Source organism: Achromobacter dolens, assembly GCF_902859745.1.
Lineage (GTDB): Bacteria > Pseudomonadota > Gammaproteobacteria > Burkholderiales > Burkholderiaceae_B > Achromobacter > Achromobacter dolens.
This window is the reverse complement of the sequence record NZ_CADIJW010000002.1, coordinates 201882-222079: the sequence shown is the minus strand read 5'-3', so window position 1 is coordinate 222079 and position 20198 is coordinate 201882. Positions and strand designations below refer to the sequence as shown.

The 20198-nt window shown below is 64.8% G+C and carries 18 protein-coding genes; 16 read left to right on the top strand and 2 right to left on the bottom strand.

Annotation, left to right across the window (positions count from 1 at the left end; genetic code table 11):
- Positions 1 to 42 precede the first annotated feature (42 nt).
- The 4 genes from tig (at position 43) to lon (ending at position 6111) form a co-directional block, all read left to right on the top strand.
- Entirely contained in the window at positions 43 to 1353 is a 1311-nt protein-coding gene (tig, locus tag HV783_RS03225) for a trigger factor (RefSeq protein WP_054502145.1), read from the top strand.
- Positions 1354 to 1357: 4 nt separating this feature from the next.
- Entirely contained in the window at positions 1358 to 2011 is a 654-nt protein-coding gene (gene clpP / locus HV783_RS03220) for an ATP-dependent Clp endopeptidase proteolytic subunit ClpP (protein ID WP_054502146.1), read from the top strand.
- A gap of 101 nt (positions 2012 to 2112) precedes the next feature.
- Positions 2113 to 3411: an ATP-dependent Clp protease ATP-binding subunit ClpX gene (clpX, locus tag HV783_RS03215; RefSeq protein ID WP_054502147.1), complete on the top strand. Its 1299-nt coding sequence runs from the start codon at positions 2113 to 2115 to the stop codon at positions 3409 to 3411.
- Positions 3412 to 3660: 249 nt separating this feature from the next.
- Entirely contained in the window at positions 3661 to 6111 is a 2451-nt protein-coding gene (gene lon, locus HV783_RS03210; RefSeq protein ID WP_049073184.1) for an endopeptidase La, read from the top strand.
- A 104-nt stretch (positions 6112 to 6215) separates the two neighbouring features.
- On the opposite strand, the gene lexA is transcribed toward lon, so the two are convergent.
- A complete protein-coding gene (lexA, locus tag HV783_RS03205) occupies positions 6216 to 6866 on the bottom strand; it encodes a transcriptional repressor LexA (RefSeq protein ID WP_064525933.1) in 651 nt (216 codons plus the stop codon).
- A 156-nt stretch (positions 6867 to 7022) separates the two neighbouring features.
- Positions 7023 to 8222, bottom strand: coding sequence for an amino acid aminotransferase (locus HV783_RS03200; protein WP_049073186.1), 1200 nt, complete (start codon positions 8220 to 8222; stop codon positions 7023 to 7025).
- Positions 8223 to 8299: 77 nt separating this feature from the next.
- On the opposite strand from HV783_RS03200, the gene uvrB reads away from it, so the two are divergent.
- From uvrB to HV783_RS03140, 12 genes are all read left to right on the top strand, one after another.
- On the top strand, positions 8300 to 10426 hold the full coding sequence (uvrB, locus tag HV783_RS03195; protein ID WP_231132971.1) for an excinuclease ABC subunit UvrB: 2127 nt from the start codon (positions 8300 to 8302) through the stop codon (positions 10424 to 10426).
- A gap of 248 nt (positions 10427 to 10674) precedes the next feature.
- Positions 10675 to 11166 (top strand): low molecular weight protein-tyrosine-phosphatase, encoded by a 492-nt coding sequence (locus tag HV783_RS03190; RefSeq protein WP_175188695.1) that lies wholly within the window; start codon positions 10675 to 10677, stop codon positions 11164 to 11166.
- A 189-nt stretch (positions 11167 to 11355) separates the two neighbouring features.
- Positions 11356 to 11898 carry a Fe-S cluster assembly transcriptional regulator IscR gene (iscR, locus tag HV783_RS03185; RefSeq protein WP_026384517.1) on the top strand — a complete coding sequence of 181 codons (543 nt, stop codon included), beginning with the start codon at positions 11356 to 11358 and terminating at the stop codon, positions 11896 to 11898.
- An 18-nt stretch (positions 11899 to 11916) separates the two neighbouring features.
- Positions 11917 to 13128, top strand: coding sequence for an IscS subfamily cysteine desulfurase (locus tag HV783_RS03180; protein ID WP_049073188.1), 1212 nt, complete (start codon positions 11917 to 11919; stop codon positions 13126 to 13128).
- 33 nt (positions 13129 to 13161) lie between these two features.
- On the top strand, positions 13162 to 13566 hold the full coding sequence (gene iscU, locus HV783_RS03175) for a Fe-S cluster assembly scaffold IscU (RefSeq protein WP_006386173.1): 405 nt from the start codon (positions 13162 to 13164) through the stop codon (positions 13564 to 13566).
- 2 nt (positions 13567 to 13568) lie between these two features.
- Complete coding sequence (gene iscA, locus HV783_RS03170) at positions 13569 to 13892, top strand: iron-sulfur cluster assembly protein IscA (RefSeq protein WP_006386172.1); 324 nt, start codon at positions 13569 to 13571, stop codon at positions 13890 to 13892.
- Positions 13893 to 13895: 3 nt separating this feature from the next.
- Entirely contained in the window at positions 13896 to 14408 is a 513-nt protein-coding gene (gene hscB, locus HV783_RS03165; RefSeq protein ID WP_049073189.1) for a Fe-S protein assembly co-chaperone HscB, read from the top strand.
- A gap of 64 nt (positions 14409 to 14472) precedes the next feature.
- A complete protein-coding gene (hscA, locus tag HV783_RS03160; protein ID WP_175188694.1) occupies positions 14473 to 16335 on the top strand; it encodes a Fe-S protein assembly chaperone HscA in 1863 nt (620 codons plus the stop codon).
- 9 nt (positions 16336 to 16344) lie between these two features.
- Complete coding sequence (gene fdx / locus HV783_RS03155) at positions 16345 to 16686, top strand: ISC system 2Fe-2S type ferredoxin (RefSeq protein WP_026384519.1); 342 nt, start codon at positions 16345 to 16347, stop codon at positions 16684 to 16686.
- A complete protein-coding gene (gene iscX / locus HV783_RS03150) occupies positions 16686 to 16880 on the top strand; it encodes a Fe-S cluster assembly protein IscX (protein ID WP_020928322.1) in 195 nt (64 codons plus the stop codon). Before fdx ends, iscX begins: the two co-directional genes overlap by 1 nt.
- Positions 16881 to 16982: 102 nt before the next feature.
- Complete coding sequence (locus tag HV783_RS03145) at positions 16983 to 17873, top strand: methylglyoxal synthase (protein WP_054502151.1); 891 nt, start codon at positions 16983 to 16985, stop codon at positions 17871 to 17873.
- A gap of 221 nt (positions 17874 to 18094) precedes the next feature.
- Positions 18095 to 20197, top strand: a complete 2103-nt coding sequence (locus HV783_RS03140) for a TonB-dependent siderophore receptor (protein ID WP_054502152.1) — start codon at positions 18095 to 18097, stop codon at positions 20195 to 20197.
- Position 20198 lies beyond the last annotated feature (1 nt).

The window sequence follows — 20198 nt, the reverse complement described above, 5'->3', positions numbered from 1 at the left end:
ATCCGCCCGTCATCCCATATCTTTCGGAAAATAGGTCTTTTAATGCAGCCTGTGGTTGAAACCCTCTCCGGCCTCGAGCGCCGTGTTGATCTGGCCGTCTCGGTGGCCGACGTCGAAAAGGAAGTCCAGGCGCAGTTGAAGCGCGTGGCCCGTACCGCCAAGGTCCCTGGCTTTCGTCCCGGCAAGGCGCCGCTCGCCATGCTCGAGCGCAGCCATGGCCCCGGCATCCGCTACGACGTGATCAACAGCCAGGTCGGCCGCGCATTCGAACAAGCCGTCGACGGCGCCAAGCTGCGCGTCGCTGGCGCCCCGAACCTGGAACCCAAGACGGAAGGCGTCGGCGAAGACACGCTGGCCTTCACCGCCACGTTCGAGGTCTACCCCGAAGTCGCCGTGCCGGACCTGTCGGCCCTGGCCGTGACCCGCTATGAAACCGCCGTCACCGACGCCGAAGTGCAGCAGACCCTGGACGTCCTGCGCAAGCAGCGCGCCACGTTCGAAGCCCGCGAAGGCCGCGCCTCGCAAGACGGCGACCGCGTCACGCTGGACTTCGCCGGCACCATCGACGGCGTGCCGTTCGAAGGCGGCAAGGCCGAAGACTTCCCGTTCGTGCTCGGCCAAGGCCGCATGCTGCCGGAATTCGAAGAAGCCGCCCGCGGCCTGAAGGCTGGCGAAAGCAAGGTCTTCCCGCTCAAGTTCCCCGATGACTACCAAGGCAAGGAAGTCGCCGGCAAGACCGCCGAATTCACCATCACCGTCAAGGAAGTGGCCGAAGGCGTGCTGCCCGAACTGAATGCCGAATTCGCCAAGTCGCTCGGCCAGGCCGAAGGCGACATCGAAAAGCTCAAGGCCGACATCCGCAGCAACATCGAACGCGAAGTCAAGGTTCGCGCGCAAGGCCGCACCAAGTCCAGCGTGATGGACGCCTTGGTCGAAGCCGGCAAGTTCGACGTGCCGAAGGCGCTGGTCGACAACGACGTGCAAAGCCGCATTGCCGCCGCTCGCGAAGAGCTCAAGCAGCGTGGCGTGCCCAACGCCGAGTCCGTGCCGATCCCGGCCGAAGCGTTCTCCACCGAATCCGAGCGCCGCGTGCGCCTGGGCCTGCTGGTGTCCGAACTGGTCAAGCAAGCCCAGCTTCAGGCCAAGCCGGAACAGGTCCGCGCCCGCATCGAAGAGTTCGCGGAAAACTACGAACAACCCGCCCAGGTTGTCAGCTATTACCTGGCCGACCGCCAGCGTCGTGCTGAAATCGAGGCTATCGTGCTCGAAGACAACGTCGTCGCGCATGTTCTGGAAAAGGCCAAGGTCACCGACGAAAAGGTGCCTTTTGATCAGTTGATGGGGATGGCGTAACACTATGCAGAGATTCACCGATTTCTATGCGGCAATGAATGGCGGGTCGTCGGTGACCCCCACCGGCCTGGGCTACATTCCCATGGTGATCGAGCAGTCGGGGCGCGGCGAACGCGCCTACGACATCTATTCGCGTCTGCTCCGCGAGCGGCTCATCTTCCTGGTGGGCCCGGTCAACGACGCGACGGCCAACCTGGTCGTGGCGCAGTTGCTGTTCCTGGAATCGGAGAATCCTGACAAGGACATTTCCCTGTACATCAACTCGCCCGGCGGGTCGGTGTACGCGGGCATGGCCATCTACGACACCATGCAGTTCATCAAGCCGGACGTGTCGACCCTGTGCACGGGCCTGGCGGCCAGCATGGGCGCCTTCCTGCTGGCGGCTGGCAAGAAGGGCAAGCGCTTCACCCTGCCCAACTCGCGCATCATGATCCACCAGCCCTCGGGCGGCGCCCAGGGGCAGGCCTCCGACATCCAGATCCAGGCTCGCGAGATCCTGGACCTGCGCGAGCGTCTCAACCGCATCCTGGCCGACAACACCGGCCAGTCGATCGACCGCATCGCCCTGGACACGGAACGTGACAACTTCATGTCCGCCGAAGATGCGGTATCGTATGGACTGGTGGACAAGGTGATGACCTCCCGTTCGGAAGGCTGACTTCCCGGTTGAGTCCAATCCGCTGCCGCCATGTTTGAGTAAGCGCAGGCGCCGGGCCCTTTACCCGGTCCGGCGCTTCTTTACCTGAGATACGACTACATATGCCTGAAAAAAAGGGATCGGCAGACGCAAAAGTGCTGCATTGCTCGTTTTGCAATAAAAGCCAGCACGAAGTCCGCAAGCTGATCGCGGGTCCGTCGGTATTCATCTGCGATGAATGCATAGACTTGTGCAACGACATCATCCGCGAGGAAGCGCAGGCTACCGCGCGCGCGGCGATTCGTTCCGAACTGCCCACTCCGGCTGAAATCAAGACGTTCCTGGACCAGTACGTGATCGGGCAGACCTCGCCCAAGCGCATGCTGGCGGTGGCCGTCTACAACCACTACAAGCGCATCCGCCACGGCGAGATCAAGGGCGACGAAGTCGAGCTGTCCAAGAGCAACATCATGCTGATCGGCCCCACCGGGTCGGGCAAGACGCTGCTGGCGCAGACCCTCGCGCGCATGCTGAACGTGCCGTTCGTCATGGCAGACGCCACCACGCTGACCGAAGCCGGTTACGTCGGTGAAGACGTCGAGAACATCATTCAGAAGTTGCTGCAGAACTGCAACTACGAAGTCGAGAAGGCGCAGCGCGCCATCATCTACATCGATGAAATCGACAAGATCTCCCGTAAGTCCGACAACCCGTCCATCACCCGCGACGTGTCGGGCGAGGGCGTGCAGCAGGCCCTGCTCAAGCTCATCGAAGGCACCGTGGCCTCGGTGCCGCCGCAGGGCGGGCGCAAGCACCCCAACCAGGACTTCGTCCAGGTCGACACGACCAACATCCTGTTCATCGTCGGCGGCGCCTTCGACGGGCTGGAAAAGGTCATCCGCGACCGCACGGAAAAGTCCGGTATCGGCTTCTCCGCCTCCGTGCGCGCCAAGTCCGAGCGCGGCGTGGGCGAGCTGTTCTCCGAAGTCGAACCCGAAGACTTGATCAAATTCGGCCTGATCCCTGAACTGGTCGGCCGCCTGCCGGTGGTCGCCACGCTGGACGAGCTCGACGAGGCTGCCCTGGTGCAGATCCTCACCGAGCCCAAGAACGCCCTGCTCAAGCAATTCCAGAAGCTGTTCGCCATGGAAGGCGCCGAGCTGGACGTGCGTCCCGCCGCCCTCAAGGCCATCGCCCGCAAGGCGCTCAAGCGCAAGACCGGCGCCCGTGGCCTGCGTTCCATCATCGAGCAGGCCCTGCTCGACACCATGTATGACCTGCCGTCGCAAGGCAACGTCAAGCGCGTGGTGCTCGACGAAGGCGCGATCGAAGGCGAGGGCAAGCCCTTGCTGATCTATGCCGACGAAGAGGGGACGACCGAAAAGCCCGAGCGCGGGGAAGTCCGCGACGCCGCGGCCTGACGGATATTTCAAGAAAACCCGTTTCCGTAACGGGTTTTTTTGTCTCAGGGCCCCGATTGAACGCACACTCCCTGGGTGTGTGCAATAAAACTGGATACCGGCCGCCGTTTTTTTGCGGTTTTGTTTATCCGGCCGCCGGGATCTTGAATTTTCGGCTATTGTTCCCATAACAGACGTAACTGACGGGGCTGTCCGGGTATACCCGGTCATCCTGTCCCCGATACGCCGAGTCATACCGAGGAACCTCCTATGTCTGCCAGCCAGACCCTGCCTTCCGACCCGATCGACCTCCCCCTGCTGCCACTGCGCGACGTCGTGGTGTTCCCGCACATGGTCATCCCGCTGTTCGTCGGCCGTCCGCGCTCTATCCGCGCGCTCGAGGTTGCGATGGAAGCGGGCAAGAGCATCATGCTGGTGGCCCAAAAGTCCGCCGGCAAGGATGATCCCACCCCTGAAGACGTCTACGAGATCGGCTGCGTCGCCGGCATCCTGCAGATGCTCAAGCTGCCCGACGGCACCGTCAAGGTGCTGGTCGAAGGCACCCAGCGCGCCCGCATCAACAGCATCGAAGACGCCGACTCGCACTTCACCTGCCAGGTCACCCCGATCGAGCCGGACGCCGTCCAGGGCTCCGAGACCGAGGCCCTGCGCCGTGCGATCGTCGCCCAGTTCGAGCAATACGTAAAACTCAACAAGAAGATCCCCCCGGAGATCCTGACCTCGCTCGCCGGCATCGATGACGCCGGCCGCCTGGCCGACACGATCGCCGCGCATCTTCCGCTGAAACTCGAGCAGAAGCAGAAGATGCTCGAGATCGTCGGCACCTCCGAGCGCCTCGAAGGCCTGCTCACGCAGTTGGAAACCGAAATCGACATCCTCCAGGTCGAAAAGCGGATCCGCGGCCGCGTGAAGAAGCAGATGGAAAAGAGCCAGCGCGACTACTACCTGAATGAGCAGGTCAAGGCCATTCAGAAGGAGTTGGGCGAGGGCGAAGAGGGCGCCGACATCGAGGAGCTCGAAAAGAAGATCATCGCCGCGCACATGCCCAAGGAGGCGCGCAAGAAGGCCGATGCCGAGCTCAAGAAGCTCAAGCTCATGTCGCCCATGTCGGCCGAAGCCACCGTGGTGCGCAACTACATCGATACGCTCATCAACCTCCCCTGGAGGAAGAAGAGCAAGATCAACAACTCCATCGCCAACGCCGAAACGGTGCTCGACAACGACCACTACGGCCTGGAGAAGGTGAAGGAACGCATCCTCGAATACCTCGCCGTGCAACAGCGCGTGGACAAGGTCAAGGCGCCGATCCTGTGCCTGGTCGGTCCTCCCGGGGTCGGCAAGACCTCGCTGGGCCAGTCCATCGCCAAGGCCACGAACCGCAAGTTCGTGCGCATGGCCCTGGGCGGCGTGCGCGACGAGGCCGAGATCCGTGGCCACCGCCGTACGTACATCGGCTCGATGCCCGGCAAGATCGTCCAGAACATGTCGAAGGTCGGCGTGCGCAATCCCCTGTTCCTGCTCGATGAAATCGACAAGCTGGGCATGGATTTCCGCGGCGATCCCTCGTCGGCGCTGCTCGAAGTGCTGGACCCGGAACAGAACCACACGTTCCAGGACCACTACATCGAAGTGGACTTCGACCTGTCGGACGTCATGTTCGTGGCCACCAGCAACACGCTGAACATTCCGCCGGCCCTGCTGGACCGGATGGAAGTGATCCGCCTGTCGGGCTACACCGAGGAAGAAAAGATCCACATCGCCCGCGACCATCTGCTGCCAAAGCTGATGAAGAACAACGGCGTCAAGGATACCGAGCTGACCGTCGATGACAGCGCGCTGCGCGACATCGTGCGCTACTACACCCGCGAAGCCGGCGTGCGCGCGCTCGAACGCGAAGTGGGCAAGATCTGCCGCAAGGTGATCAAGCAGTTGCTGACCCAGAGCGACCGCGCCAAGGCCGAAGGCAAGACCTTCGAACTCAAGCCGGTCAACGTCACGGGCGAGAACCTCAGCGACTACCTCGGCGTGCGCCGCTACACCTTCGGCATGGCCGAAAAGGAAAACCAGATCGGTCAGGTGACCGGCCTGGCCTGGACGGAAGTCGGTGGCGACCTGCTCACGATCGAAGTGGCGGACATGCCTGGCAAGGGCGTGATCCAACGCACCGGTTCGCTGGGCGACGTGATGAAGGAATCGGTCGAGGCGGCCCGCACGGTGGTGCGCTCGCGGGCGCGTCGCCTGGGCTTTGCCGACAGCGTGTTCGAGAAGCACGACATGCACGTGCACGTGCCGGAAGGCGCGACGCCCAAGGACGGTCCGTCCGCCGGTATCGCGATCACCACGGCCATGGTGTCGGCCCTGTCGCGCATCCCGGTGCGCGCCGACGTCGCCATGACCGGCGAGATCACGCTGCGTGGCGAAGTCCTGCCGATCGGCGGCCTGAAGGAAAAGCTGCTGGCCGCCCATCGCGGTGGTATCAAGACGGTCTTGATCCCGGAAGAAAACGTCAAGGATTTGGCGGAGATCCCGGACAACGTCAAGAACCATCTCGAGATCGTGCCGGTCCGCTGGATCGACAAGGTGCTGGAACTGGCCCTGGAACGCCTGCCGGAGCCGCTGGCTGAAGACGAAGCGGTCAAGGAGCCGCTGGTCGCCAAGCCGGCCGAGCCGGGTTCGACGGATCCGGTGCTCAAGCACTGATGCCTGGCCCGAGGCGCCCCGCGAGGGGTGCTCGCAAAAAGAAACCCCGCGCAAGCGGGGTTTCTTTTTTGGCGCGTCCGTGGCGCCGGATCGGAAGCAGTGGGTCAGTGCAGCGTGTGCGGGCGGATCAACCCGACCGCGATGCCTTCCAGCGCGAATTCCTGGTCGGCCTCGACCACGATGACGCTGAAGTCCGGATTCTCGGGCAGCAGTTCGATGCGGCCGTTCTGGCGTTGCAGGCGCTTGACGGTGACGTCGTCGCCGAGCCGCGCCACCACGATCTGGCCATTGCGAGCTTCCGAAGCCTTCTTGACGGCCAGCAGGTCGCCTTCGAGGATGCCGGCGTCGCGCATGCTCATGCCGCGCACCTTGAGCAGGTAATCGGGCGTCTGCGCGAACAGGCTGGTATCGACGCCGATCTCGCGCTCGACATGTTCCGCGGCCAGGATCGGGCTGCCTGCCGCCACGCGCCCCACCAGCGGCAGCAGTAGCTGCGCCAGGCCGGGCAGGGGCAAGGGCGCCTGCGACGGTGTCGGCGAGTTGTCCTTCAGGCGGATGCCGCGGGAGGCGCCGGCGGTGAGCTCGATGGCGCCCTTGCGGGCCAGGGCCTTCAGATGGTCTTCGGCCGCATTGGGCGAGCGGAAACCCAGGGCCTGGGCGATCTCGGCGCGGGTGGGCGGAAAGCCGGTACGCGCGACGGTCTGCCGGATGAGGTCCAGGATTTGCTGTTGACGATCAGTGAGTTTGCTGGCCATGGCGGTGATCCGTTTGTGAGTCGGACTGTACATATATACAGCGGCATTCTGGGGGACATAACGCAAAAATGCAAGCGTTGATCCAACGCGGTTTTGTGACAGGCAATAAAAACGGGACCCGCAGGTCCCGCTTGGAGGTGCCGCTGTCGGCGCGTCTTACAGTACCGCGGCGATGCCCTTGGCCACCTGGTCGATGTTGCCGCTGTTGAGCGCGGCAACGCAGATGCGGCCGCTGGAGACGGCGTAGACGCCGTGCTCTTCGCGCAGGCGGTCGACCTGGGCCGAGGTCAGGCCCGAGTACGAGAACATGCCGCGCTGCTGCAGCACGAAGCTGAAGTCCTGCTTGCCGCCGTGTTCCTTGATCTTCTCGACCAACTGCTTGCGCATCAGGCGGATGCGGTCGCGCATGGCGCCGAGTTCCTCTTCCCACATGGCGAACAGCTCGGGCGAGTTCAGCACGGTGGAGACGATCGTGCCGCCGTGGGTGGGCGGATTGGAGTAATTGGTGCGGATGACGCGCTTGAGCTGGCTCAGCACGCGGGTGGCTTCGTCCTTGCTGCCGGCCACCACCGTCAGGGCGCCGACGCGCTCGCCGTACAGCGAGAACGACTTCGAGAACGACGAGCTGATGAACATGGTCAGGTCGAGGTCGGCGAACAGGCGCACGACCGCGGCGTCTTCACGCAGGCCTTCGCCGAAGCCCTGGTAGGCGATGTCCAGGAACGGCACCAGCTTGTTTTCCTTGACGACCGCGGCGATCTGCTTCCATTGGTCGAAGGTCGGGTCGACGCCGGTGGGGTTGTGGCAGCAGGCGTGCAGCACGACCACGGTGTTGGCCGGCGCGGCCTTCAGGGCGGCCAGCATGCCGTCGAAGTTCAGGCCGCGGGTGGCGGCATCGTAGTAGGCGTAGGTGCCGACTTCGAAACCGGCGCGTTCGAACAGCGCGCGGTGGTTTTCCCAGCTCGGATCGCTGATCAGGACCTTGGAGGTCGGCAGCAACTGGCGCAGGAAGTCGGCGCCGATCTTGAGCGCGCCGGTGCCGCCCAGGGCCTGGGTGGTCAGGACGCGGCCGGCAGCGGCCAGCGGGGAATCCTTGCCGATCAGCAGGGCTTGCGCGCCCTGGTTGTAGCCGGCGATGCCTTCGATCGGCAGGTAGCCGCGGGCGGCGGCGGCCTCGATGCGGGCGATTTCCGCCTTGCGCACGGCGCCCAGCAGGGGAATGCGACCCTGGTCGTCGTAGTACACGCCCACGCCCAGATTGACTTTACCGGGGCGGGTGTCCGCGTTGTATTGTTCGTTCAGACCAAGAATGGGGTCGCGCGGCGCGAGTTCGACGGAATCGAAAAGGGTGCTCATGGGACTCTGCTGAGGGTGAGTGGACGCAGTCGGAAGTGCTGTGGATAATGGGGGGTTTACCCTGGGAACAGTCTAGCATGCCTAAGAGCGCAATAGACCCGAGCGCGGCGGGTGCCGCAGCCGTTGGCTCCGTCACTGACGGGGCGGCCGATGTGGCCCCTGGCGCTGTCGCGGCGGCCCCTGGCCCGGGGTACGTCGATTACCCCGGCAGCCCGTTCCACCTCTACCAACCCTATCCGCCCGCCGGCGACCAGCCGGGCGCCATCGAAGGATTGGTCCAGGGCGTGCAGGACGGCCTGATGTACCAGACCCTGCTGGGCGTGACCGGCTCGGGCAAGACCTACACCATGGCCAACGTCATCGCCCAGTTGGGGCGGCCGGCGCTGGTGCTGGCGCCCAACAAGACGCTGGCCGCGCAGTTGTACGCGGAAATGCGCGAGTTCTTTCCCAAGAACGCGGTGGAGTACTTCGTCTCGTACTACGACTACTACCAGCCCGAGGCCTATGTGCCGACGCGCGACCTGTTCATCGAAAAGGACTCGTCGATCAACGAGCACATCGAGCAGATGCGCCTGTCGGCCACCAAGAGCCTGCTGGAACGGCGCGACACCATCATCGTTGGCACCGTGTCGTGCATCTACGGTATCGGCAACCCCGGCGACTACCACGCGATGGTGCTGATCCTGCGCGCCGGCGACCAGATCTCGCGGCGCGAGATCCTGGCGCGGCTGGTGGCCATGCAGTACACCCGCAACGACGCCGAATTCACGCGCGGCGTGTTCCGCGTGCGCGGCGAGACCATCGACATCTTCCCGGCGGAAAGCGCCGAGCTGGCGCTGCGGCTGACACTGTTCGACGACGAAATCGAAAGCCTCGAGCTGTTCGATCCGCTGACCGGCCGCATCCGCCAGAAGCTGCCGCGCTTCACCGTCTACCCCGGCTCGCACTACGTCACGCCGCGGGATACGGTGCTGCGCGCCATCGAGACTATCAAGGAGGAGTTGCGCGAACGCACCAAGCGCTTCGTCGACGACGGCCACCTGGTCGAGGCCCAGCGGCTTGAGCAACGCACCCGCTTCGACCTGGAAATGCTGCAGGAACTGGGTTTCTGCAAGGGCATCGAGAACTACTCGCGCCACTTGTCCGGCGCCGCGCCGGGGGAGCCGCCGCCCACGCTGATCGACTATCTGCCCGCCGATGCGCTGATGTTCATCGACGAGAGCCACGTCACCATCGGCCAGCTCAGCGCCATGTACCGGGGTGACCGCTCGCGCAAGGAAACCCTGGTGCAGTATGGCTTCCGGCTGCCGTCGGCGCTGGACAACCGGCCGCTCAAGCTCGAGGAATTCGAGGCGCGCATGCGCCAGTGCGTGTTCGTGTCGGCCACGCCCGCGGCGTACGAAAAGGAGCACGCCGACAACGTGGTCGAGCAGGTGGTGCGTCCCACCGGCCTGGTCGATCCGATCGTCGAGGTGTTGCCGGCGCGCACCCAGGTCGATGACCTGCTGGGACAGATCAAGGCGCGCACCAGCCAGGGAGAGCGGGTGCTGGTCACCACGCTGACCAAGCGCATGGCCGAGGACCTGACCGACTTCCTGACCGAGCACGGGGTGCGGGTGCGTTACCTGCACTCGGACATCGATACGGTCGAGCGCGTGGAAATCATCCGCGACCTGCGCCTGGGCACGTTCGACGTGCTGGTGGGCATCAACCTGCTGCGAGAGGGGCTGGACATTCCGGAAGTGTCGCTGGTTGCCATCCTGGATGCGGACAAGGAAGGCTTCCTGCGTTCCGAGCGCAGCCTGATCCAGACGATCGGACGCGCCGCGCGCAACCTGAACGGCCATGCCATCCTGTACGCCGACCGCATCACCGATTCGATGCAGCGCGCCATGGAGGAAACCAGCCGTCGCCGCGCCAAGCAGTTGCAGTTCAATGCCGATCACGGCATCACCGCGCGCGGCGTGCAGAAGGCCGTGCGCGAGCTGATCGACGGCATCGTCGCCCCGGTGCAGCACGACGCGCTGGAAGCCGCGGTTCCGGCTGAGCTGCTCAAGGACGAAAAGGCCCTGGCCCGCGAGATCAAGCGCCTGGAAAAGCTGATGATGGACCATGCGCGCAATCTGGAGTTCGAGCAGGCCGCGGCCGCCCGGGATGCGCTGACGGCGCTCAAGCAGCGCGTGCTGCTGGATGGCGCGGTATGAGGTAAATCGGTATCTAAATGTGTCTCTGCGCTGACAGTGTGCTGAATATTGGGAAAAGTCATCATGTTGTCAGCGGGCGTCCGAAATTTGCGCAAGGGATCCGTCCCAGGCCCTCCGGAAAGCCTCAAATATAGTTGTTAACTATATGATTTATAATGATTATTTAAGGCGGTGGCCCAGCGTGTAACGGATGGCGAAAACGCAAAAAAAGCTTGCCTTATCTCGGGTTTTCCCGCACACTTACTCCCATGATGACCAAGGTACTTTTCGTTTGCATGGGCAATATCTGTCGCTCGCCGAGCGCAGAGGGCGTGTTTCGCCATTTGGTGAACGACGCGGGTTTGGGCGATGTGGTTCGCATCGACTCCGCGGGCACGCACGCGTTTCACATCGGCGAGGCGCCTGATGCCCGGGCGCAGGCCGCAGCGCGCAAGCGCGGCTACGAGATCACGCACTGCGAGGCCCGCCAGGTCACCGCGGAAGACTTCCGCGACTTCGACCTCATCCTCGCCATGGATTGGGACAACCTGTCCGCCATGCAGCAGCAGTGCCCCAAGGCGTACCAGCACAAGCTGATGCTGTTGATGCGTTTCGCCAACGAGTTCGAAGAGGCGACCGTGCCCGATCCGTGCTACGGCGGCGCCGACGGTTTTGGCAAGGTGCTGGACTACCTCGAAGACGCCTGTCAGGGCGTGCTTGAACTGGTCCGTAAGCGCGCTACCCAATACCAGGCGGCTTGAGCCTCCTGTGCGCCGGGGCGTCCTGTGGGGCGCCTGGCGATTGGCAGTGAAAAAACCGCGCGACAGCGCGGTTTTTTCTAGCCGGGAGCCATACCAAATTACTCGGGAATTTGCTATACTTGAGCCAATTACTCGGGTATTGACCGTCGGATTCGCCGGCGGCCATTGCCGAATCACAGGGAATTCACCATGCGGCTAACTACCAAAGGGCGTTTCGCCGTGACTGCCATGATCGATCTGGCTATGCGGCAGCATAGCGGCCCGGTCACTCTTGCGGCCATCAGCCAGCGTCAGAATATTTCGCTTTCCTATCTGGAACAGCTGTTCGGGAAACTGCGCCGCCACGAACTCGTGGACAGCGTGCGGGGCCCGGGCGGCGGTTACTCGCTTGCCCGCCTGGCGCGCAACGTGACCGTGGCCGACATCATCTTCGCCGTCGATGAGCCGCTGGACGCCACTAGCTGCGGCGGCAAGCGGGACTGTACGAGCGGCAACGACGGCAAGCCTGGCAAGTGCATGACGCATGAGCTCTGGGCCACGCTGAATCGCAAGATGGTCGATTACCTGGATTCGGTGTCGCTGCAGGATCTGGTCGATCAGCAGCGTGTGCGCCAATTGCAGGAAGCCAACAATCAAGCGCAGGCCTGCGCGGTGCGCGTGAATCGGGTGGGAGGCGCCAATAACGCCGCCAACGCCCCGACCACCACCGTCGCGGCCAATGCCACCGTATAAGCAGTAGGAGTTGTAGAGATGACCACCCGCCCGATCTATCTGGATTACTCGGCCACGACCCCCGTCGACCCGCGCGTCGTCGAAAAAATGATCCCGTGGCTGTACGAGAGCTTCGGCAATCCCGCGTCGCGCAGTCACTCGTTCGGCTGGGAAGCCGAGGAGGCCGTCGAACGCGCCCGCGAGGAAGTCGCCAAGCTGGTGAACGCGGATCCGCGTGAAATCGTCTGGACCTCCGGCGCCACCGAGTCGGATAACCTTGCCATCAAGGGCGCCGCCAACTTCTATGCCGAGCGCGGCAAGCACATCATCACCATCAAGACCGAGCACAAGGCCGTGCTCGACACCTGTCGTGAACTGGAGCGCCAGGGCTTCGAGGTGACCTACCTGGACGTCAAGGACAACGGCCTGATCGACCTGGATGTCTTCAAGGCGGCGCTGCGTCCCGACACCGTGCTGGTGTCGGTGATGATGGTGAACAACGAAATCGGCGTCATCCAGGACATCGAAACCCTGGGCGAGATCTGCCGCGAGAAGGGCATCATCTTCCACGTCGACGCCGCGCAGGCCACCGGCAAGGTCGAGATCGACCTGCAGAAGCTGAAGGTCGACCTGATGTCGTTCTCGGCGCACAAGACTTACGGCCCCAAGGGCATCGGCGCGCTGTACGTGCGCCGCAAGCCGCGCGTGCGCATCGAGGCGCAGATGCACGGTGGCGGCCACGAACGCGGTTTCCGTTCGGGCACGCTGGCCACGCACCAGATCGTCGGCATGGGCGAGGCCTTCCGCCTGGCCCGCGAGGAAATGGGCACCGAGAACGAGCGCATCCGCATGCTGCGTGATCGCCTCTGGGCCGGCCTGTCGCAGATCGAAGAGGTCTACCTCAACGGCGACATGGACCAGCGCGTGCCGCACAACCTGAACGTCAGCTTCAACTATGTCGAAGGCGAGTCCCTGATCATGGCGATCAAGGAACTGGCCGTCTCGAGCGGCTCGGCCTGCACCTCGGCCAGCCTGGAACCTTCCTACGTGCTGCGCGCCCTGGGCCGCAACGACGAGCTGGCGCACAGCTCGATCCGCTTCACGCTGGGCCGTTTCACCACCGAGCAGGAAGTGGACTACACCATCGAACTGCTCAAGAGCCGCGTCGGCAAGCTGCGCGATATGTCGCCGCTGTGGGAAATGGCCAAGGAAGGCATCGATCTGAATACCGTGCAATGGGCCGCGCACTGAGCGCCCGCGCCAAAGAATACGTGGAGAACTAACATGTCTTACAGCACCAAAGTCCTGGATCACTACGAAAACCCGCGCAACGTCGGTTCGTTCGACAAGTCGGACGACTCGGTGGGCACCGGCATGGTCGGCGCCCCTGCCTGTGGCGACGTCATGAAGCTGCAGATCAAGGTGAACGAAGCCGGCGTCATCGAGGACGCGCGCTTCAAGACCTACGGCTGTGGCTCGGCCATCGCCTCCAGCTCGCTCGTGACCGAATGGGTCAAGGGCAAGACGCTGGACGAAGCGATGAACATCCGCAACACGCAGATCGCCGAAGAACTGGCCCTGCCGCCCGTGAAGGTGCACTGCTCGATCCTGGCCGAAGACGCGATCAAGGCCGCCGTGCAGAACTACAAGGAAAAGCATTCGGTGCCCGCCGAAGCTGTTGCGAGCTGAACATGTCCGTTACCCTGACCCAACAGGCTGCCACCCACATCGGCCGCTACTTGCAAAAGCGCGGCAAGGGGATCGGCTTGCGCCTCGGCGTTAGGACGACGGGTTGTTCCGGCATGGCCTACAAGCTGGAGTATGTGGACGACGCGGCGCCCGAAGACCAGGTGTTCGAAAGCTTCGGCGTGAAGGTGTTCGTCGATCCCAAGAGCCTGGCCTACCTGGACGGCACCGAGCTGGACTACGCCCGCGAAGGCCTGAACGAAGGTTTCAAGTTCCGCAACCCCAACGAGAAGGCGACCTGCGGCTGCGGCGAGTCGTTCACGGTGTAAGTCTTGGCTGGAGACGATCACTTCAGCCTGTTCGGCTTGCCGGCACGCTTCGACCTGGACGCCCAGGCGCTGGAATCGGCGTGGCGCACCGTCGCCGCGCAGGTGCATCCCGACCGCTTTGCCACCGCCAGCCCCGCGGAACGCCGCGTGGCCATGCAGTGGGCGGCGCGCGCCAATGAGGCCTACCGCCAGTTGCGCGATCCGCTGTTGCGGGCGCGCTATCTGTGCGAGCAGGCCGGCGTGGATCTGCAGACCGAGAGCAACACGTCGATGGACACGGCTTTCCTGATGCAGCAGATGACCTGGCGCGAAATGATGGACGACGCGCGCAATGACGCCGGCGTGCTGGCCGAGCTGCGGACCGAGCTGGAGGATGCCCGGCAGCAGATGCGCGCCGCGTTGACGCGCCTGCTGGACGAACAGCGCGACTACGCCGCGGCGGGTCTCAAGGTGCGGGAATGGATGTTCGTGGAGAAGCTGGCGCAGGAGCTGGCCCAGGCCCATCCCGATTCCTAGTCCCCAGGATGGCCCGGCCGCGGGGCGCCCGGACTTCGCCGCCTACTGAGTAGAAAAAACAATCATGGCCTTATTGCAGATTTCCGAGCCCGGCGAATCGCCCGCGCCGCACCAGCGCAAGCTGGCGGTGGGGATCGACCTGGGCACCACCAATTCCCTGGTTGCCGCCGTGCGCAGCAGCGTCGCCGAGGTCCTGCCTGATGCGCAGGGGCACGTGCTGCTGCCGTCGGCGGTGCGCTATTTCCCCGGCGGCAAGGTCACCACGGGGCGCGAACCGCTGGCGCAGCAAGCCGAAGACCCGTTGAACACGGTGGTGTCGGTCAAGCGTTTCATGGGCCGTTCGCTGGAAGAGGCGCGCGCCACGCGCGCGCCGTACGAATTCGTGGACGCGCCCGGCATGGTGCGCATCCGCACCGCGCAGGGCGACTTGAGCCCGGTGGAAGTGTCGGCGCAGATCCTGGCGGTGCTGCGCCAGCGCGCCGAGGACGTGCTGGGCGACGACCTGGTGGGCGCCGTCATCACGGTGCCGGCGTATTTCGACGACGCCCAGCGACAGGCGACCCGCGACGCGGCGCGCCTGGCCGGCCTGAACGTGCTGCGCCTGTTGAACGAGCCGACCGCCGCGGCGATCGCCTACGGCCTGGATAACGCCGCCGAAGGCGTGTATGCCGTCTATGACCTGGGCGGCGGCACGTTCGATATTTCCATCCTGCGGTTGACGCAGGGCGTGTTCGAAGTGATCTCGACCGGTGGCGATACCGCGCTGGGCGGCGATGATTTCGACTCGCTCATCGTTGACCACGTGGTGGCGGCCGCGGGCGCCAAGGATCTGACGCACGCCGACCGGCGCGGCCTGTTGATGGCGGCGCGCGCCGCGCGCGAGGCGTTGTCGGACGCGCAGGATGCCAATCTGAATCTGACGCTGGCCAATGGCCAGGTCATCGATCACACGCTGACCCGCACGCAGTTCGAGGCGCTGGCGCAGCCGCTGGTGCAGCGCACGCTGGAGAGCGCGCGCCGGGCGCTGCGCGACGCCGCGCTGAAACCCGCCGACGTGCGCGGTGTGGTGATGGTGGGTGGCGCCACGCGCATGCCGGTGGTGCGCGCCGCCGTGGGCGAGATGTTCGGCACCGAGCCGCTGACCGATCTGGACCCGGACCAGGTGGTGGCGCTGGGCGCCGCGCTGCAGGCCAATCTGCTGGCCGGCAACCGCGCCCCGGGCGAGGACTGGCTGCTGCTGGACGTGACGCCGCTGTCGCTGGGCCTCGAAACCATGGGCGGCCTGGTTGAGCGCGTGATTCCGCGCAACAGCACCATTCCGGTGGCGCGCGCGCAGGAATTCACGACGTTCAAGGATGGCCAGACGGCCATGAGCATCCACGTGCTGCAGGGCGAGCGCGACCTGGTGTCGGATTGCCGGTCGCTCGCGCGTTTCGAACTGCGCGGCATTCCGCCGATGGTGGCGGGCGCCGCGCGCATCCGCGTGACGTTCCAGGTGGATGCCGACGGACTGCTGAGCGTGACCGCGCGCGAGCAGAGCACGGGCGTGGAGGCGGCGGTGTCGGTCAAGCCTTCGTATGGGCTGAGCGACGATGAGGTCGCGCGCATGCTGGCCGACAGCGTGGCGCAGGCCGACAACGATGCCCGCGCCCGCATGCTGCGCGAGCAGCAGGTGGAAGCGCGTCAGTTGGTCGAATCGGTGCAGGCCGCGCTGGCGGTCGACGGCGACCTGCTGAATGCCGAGGAACGCCAACGGGTCGATGAATGCCTGCAGGCAGCCGGTCGCGCCCAGGAGGCGCAGGATGTGGACGCGGTGAAGTCCGCGGTCGAGGCCTTGTCGGCCGCGACCGATGAATTCGCCGCGCGCCGCATGGACCGCAGCATCCGCGCCGCGCTGGCTGGCCGCAAACTTGACGAAATCGCCTGATAAGACGCTATGCCGAAACTGACCGTATTGCCTCATCCCGACTACTGCCCCGAGGGCGCCGTGATCGAGGACGCGCCCAAGGGCGTGTCGATCTGCCGCATCCTGCTGGACAATCACATCGACATCGAGCATGCCTGCGAACTGTCGTGCGCGTGTACGACCTGTCACGTGGTGGTCAAGCAGGGTTATTCGTCGCTGGAAGACGCGACCGATGACGAAGAGGACCTGCTGGACAAGGCCTGGGGCCTGACGCCGACCTCGCGCCTGTCTTGCCAGGCGCGGGTCGAGGATGCCGATCTGACGATCGAGATTCCCAAGTACACCATCAACCACGCGAAAGAGGGCCATTGATGAAGTGGACCGATACCTACCAGATTGCCGAGGCGCTGGCGGACGCCCATCCGGACGTCGACCCCAAGACGCTGCGTTTCACGCAGTTGCGCGAATGGGTGCTGGCCTTGCCCGGTTTCAATGACGACCCGGAACGCAGCGGCGAGAAGATCCTGGAGGCCATCCAGATGGCCTGGATCGACGAGGCCGACTGATCCTCCAGCGAAACGCTCCTTCGGGAGCGTTTTTGCATTGGGGGCGCGGGCGGCGGGGTATCATCAAGACTCTTTCGTTGTCCTTGCCATCCGAGTCTACCGATGCCCGCTGCCCAATTGCGCTTTGGCCTGGCCGCCAACCGACTGCACCATGAATCGCCCGACGCCGCCTTGTTCACCTGGCTGCGGGCCTGTTCGTCCACCATCCGCGAACTGGGCGTGCAGTTGCATACCGTGGGGCGCACCCACGATGCCATCGTGCGCGAGGGCATGCTGCAAGGCTATTCCGGCCTGATCCGCTATCCGTATGGCCGCGAAGGCGGGTTGATGAAGCTGGTGGCGCGCGTCACCGAAGGGCGCGATGGGCAGGAGCCGTTCGATGGCGCGATCTACCTGATCGATCCGGTGGACCCGTCGTCGATCTTTCCGGAGGCGCTGGCGCTCAAGCGCCAGTGCATCACGCATGGCCGGCCGTTCATCTCGACGCTGGCCGGCGCCATCGAGTGGATGGAGGTCGAACGTGTGCATGCGGGCCTGGCGCCGGACATGGCGGCGTCGCGGCTGTTCAACTACACCGGCCAGACGCTGGCGCTGATCGCGCACGATGCGCTCAAGGACGAGATGGTGGCGTTCGCGGCCGAGCACTTCGACGTGCTGTCGCAGTTTGCGCGACGCGTGGCGACCGGCACCACCGGTGGCCGCCTGAACGAACTGGCGTGGTCGCGCGGCTGGCCCAAAGACAAGCCGTGGGTGCACCGCTACCTGAGCGGTCCGCTGGGCGGCGATGCGCAGATCGCGGAACTGGTGCTGGAGCACCAGTGCCAGCGGGTCATCTTCTTCGAGGATCCCCATGTGGCGCGCCAGCATGAGGCGGACATCCAGTTGCTGGAACGCGCGGTGCGCGTGGTGACGGAGTCGGCCACGTGCGCGACCTCGCCGTCGGTGGCGCGGCGCTGGGCCAAGGCGGTGGAATTGCGCGCCGGGCGCGCTTGAGCCGCCAGCGTGCCGTCGGGGCGCCCTTTGGGGCGCCTTTTTTATTGTCGTTTTCCCTGATGGGGCGGAGCGCTTGGGGGGCGCTGCCCGCGGGCGGTCTGTTGTAAACAGGGGAAGTCTTTCTTTTCGTAGGGAAAAGGAACCATTTCAATAACGAGAAACATTAACATCTGGCTCTTCAAAATTCATCAAGGGGAGCCACGTCGATGTTTGATCCTGCCATGTCCCGCCGCGCCAGCCTGGCGGCGGCGTTGAGCCTGCTGCCGGCCGCGCTGGTCGCGCAGTCCGCGCCCGTCGAACCGACCACGTTGCCGTCGGTCAAGGTGGAAGGCAGCGCCGAGACGGCGACCAGCCCGGTGCTGGGCTACGCGGCCACGCGTTCGGCCACGGCCACCAAGACGGATACGCCGCTGAACGAGACGGCGCAGTCGATCACCGTGGTGCCGCGCGACCAGATCGTGGACCAGGGCGCCACCAGCCTGCAGGAGGCGCTCGGCTATGCGGCGGGGGTACGTTCCGATGCGTATGGGCTGGATTCGCGCAGCGACAGCGTGCGGGTGCGCGGGACCGACGTCGACGTCTATCTGGACGGCATGCGCCAGGCGTTCGATTATTACACCAGCACGACCCGCCCCGATCCGTATATGCTGGAACGCATCGAGGTGCTGCGCGGGCCGGCGGCCATGACGTATGGCCAGGGCAGCACGGGCGGCCTGATCAACATGGTCAGCAAGCGCCCGTTGGCCGAGGCGCAGCGCGAGGTCGGCGTGCAGGTGGGCAACCATGGGCGCAAGCAGGCGCAGATCGACCTGACGGGGCCCGTCACCGAGGATGGCCAATGGCTGTACCGCCTGGTGGCGTTGCAGCGCGATGCCGATACCCAGGTGCACCATGTGCCGGACGACCGCACGCTGGTGGCGCCGTCGCTGACCTGGCGACCGAGCGCGGCGACGTCGTTGACGCTGCAGGCGCTGTACCAGAAGGACAAGTCGGGTTCGACCGCGCAGTTCATGCCGTGGTCGGGCATGCGCACGCCGAATCCGAACGGCATGATTCCGACCTATCGCTTCATCGGCGAACCGGACCACGACCGCTACGATTCCGAGCGCCGCAGCTTCGGCTGGCTGTTCGAGCACCAGTTCAACGACAAGTGGTCGTTCAGCCAGGGATTCCGCCACGCCAACAACAAGGTGACGTACTTCACGCACTACGCGGATGCATTTTCGGTGCCCGGCGGCTGGGCGGATGATCCGATCAACCAGCGCATCATCGGCCGCTATGCCGATGACACCATCACCAAGGTGCGCATGGACACGCTGGACCAGCACCTGACGGGCGAGGTGAGCACCGGCGCGGTGACGCACAAGCTGCTGCTGGGGCTGGACTGGTCGCGCTATCGCCGCGACCGCGAGAGCGGCAGCGGCAAGGACACGATCGATGCCTATGATCCGGTGTACGGCAATGGCTATATCCCCGAGCTGACCGGTGAGCCAAGGTTCAACCAGCGCCAGACGGGCATCTACCTGCAGGACCAGATGAAGATCGGTCAGCACTGGATCGTGACGGCGGGCCTGCGGCATGACCGCGCGCGCAGCCAGCTTGAGGGTGGGGAGGCGGACAAGGCTCAGGCCACCACCAAGCGCTTCGGCCTGATGTATGCCGCCAGCAATGGCTGGTCGCCGTACATCAGCTACAGCGAGTCGTTCACGCCGGTGGCCGGCACTACGCGCAACACGCCCGACGGCGCGGTGCCCGAGCTGTACAAGCCGCTGCGCGGCAAGCAGTGGGAGGCGGGCGTCAAGTACCAGTCCGCCGACGGCGGCCACCTGGCCACGGCGTCGGTGTACGACCTGCGCGAGAAAAACCGCCTGGTGCCGGATCCGACGGCGGCGTTGAACAACGTCCAGACCGGCAAGACGCGCACGCGCGGCCTGGAGCTGGAATGGCGCGGCCAGGTGACGTCGTCGTTCGACGTGATCGCGCACTACAACTACATCGACCTGGATCCGAAGCTGGAGGGCATTCCGCGCCACCAGGCCGCGGCGTGGGGGCGTTACCGTTTCGCGCTCGACAACCTGGACGGACGCTTCACGGTGGGCGCGGGCACGCGCTGGATGGCGTCGTTCCGCGATGGCGACGGGCCCAAGCTGGCGCCGGTGTGGCTGGTGGACGCCATGATGGCGTACGAGACCAGTCACTGGCGCTACGCCTTGAACGTCAACAACCTGACCGACAAGACCTATCTGGCGACGTGCCTGTCGCGCGGCGATTGCTGGTACGGCGCGCGCCGCAGCGCGATCGCCAGCGTCACCTACAAGTTCTGAC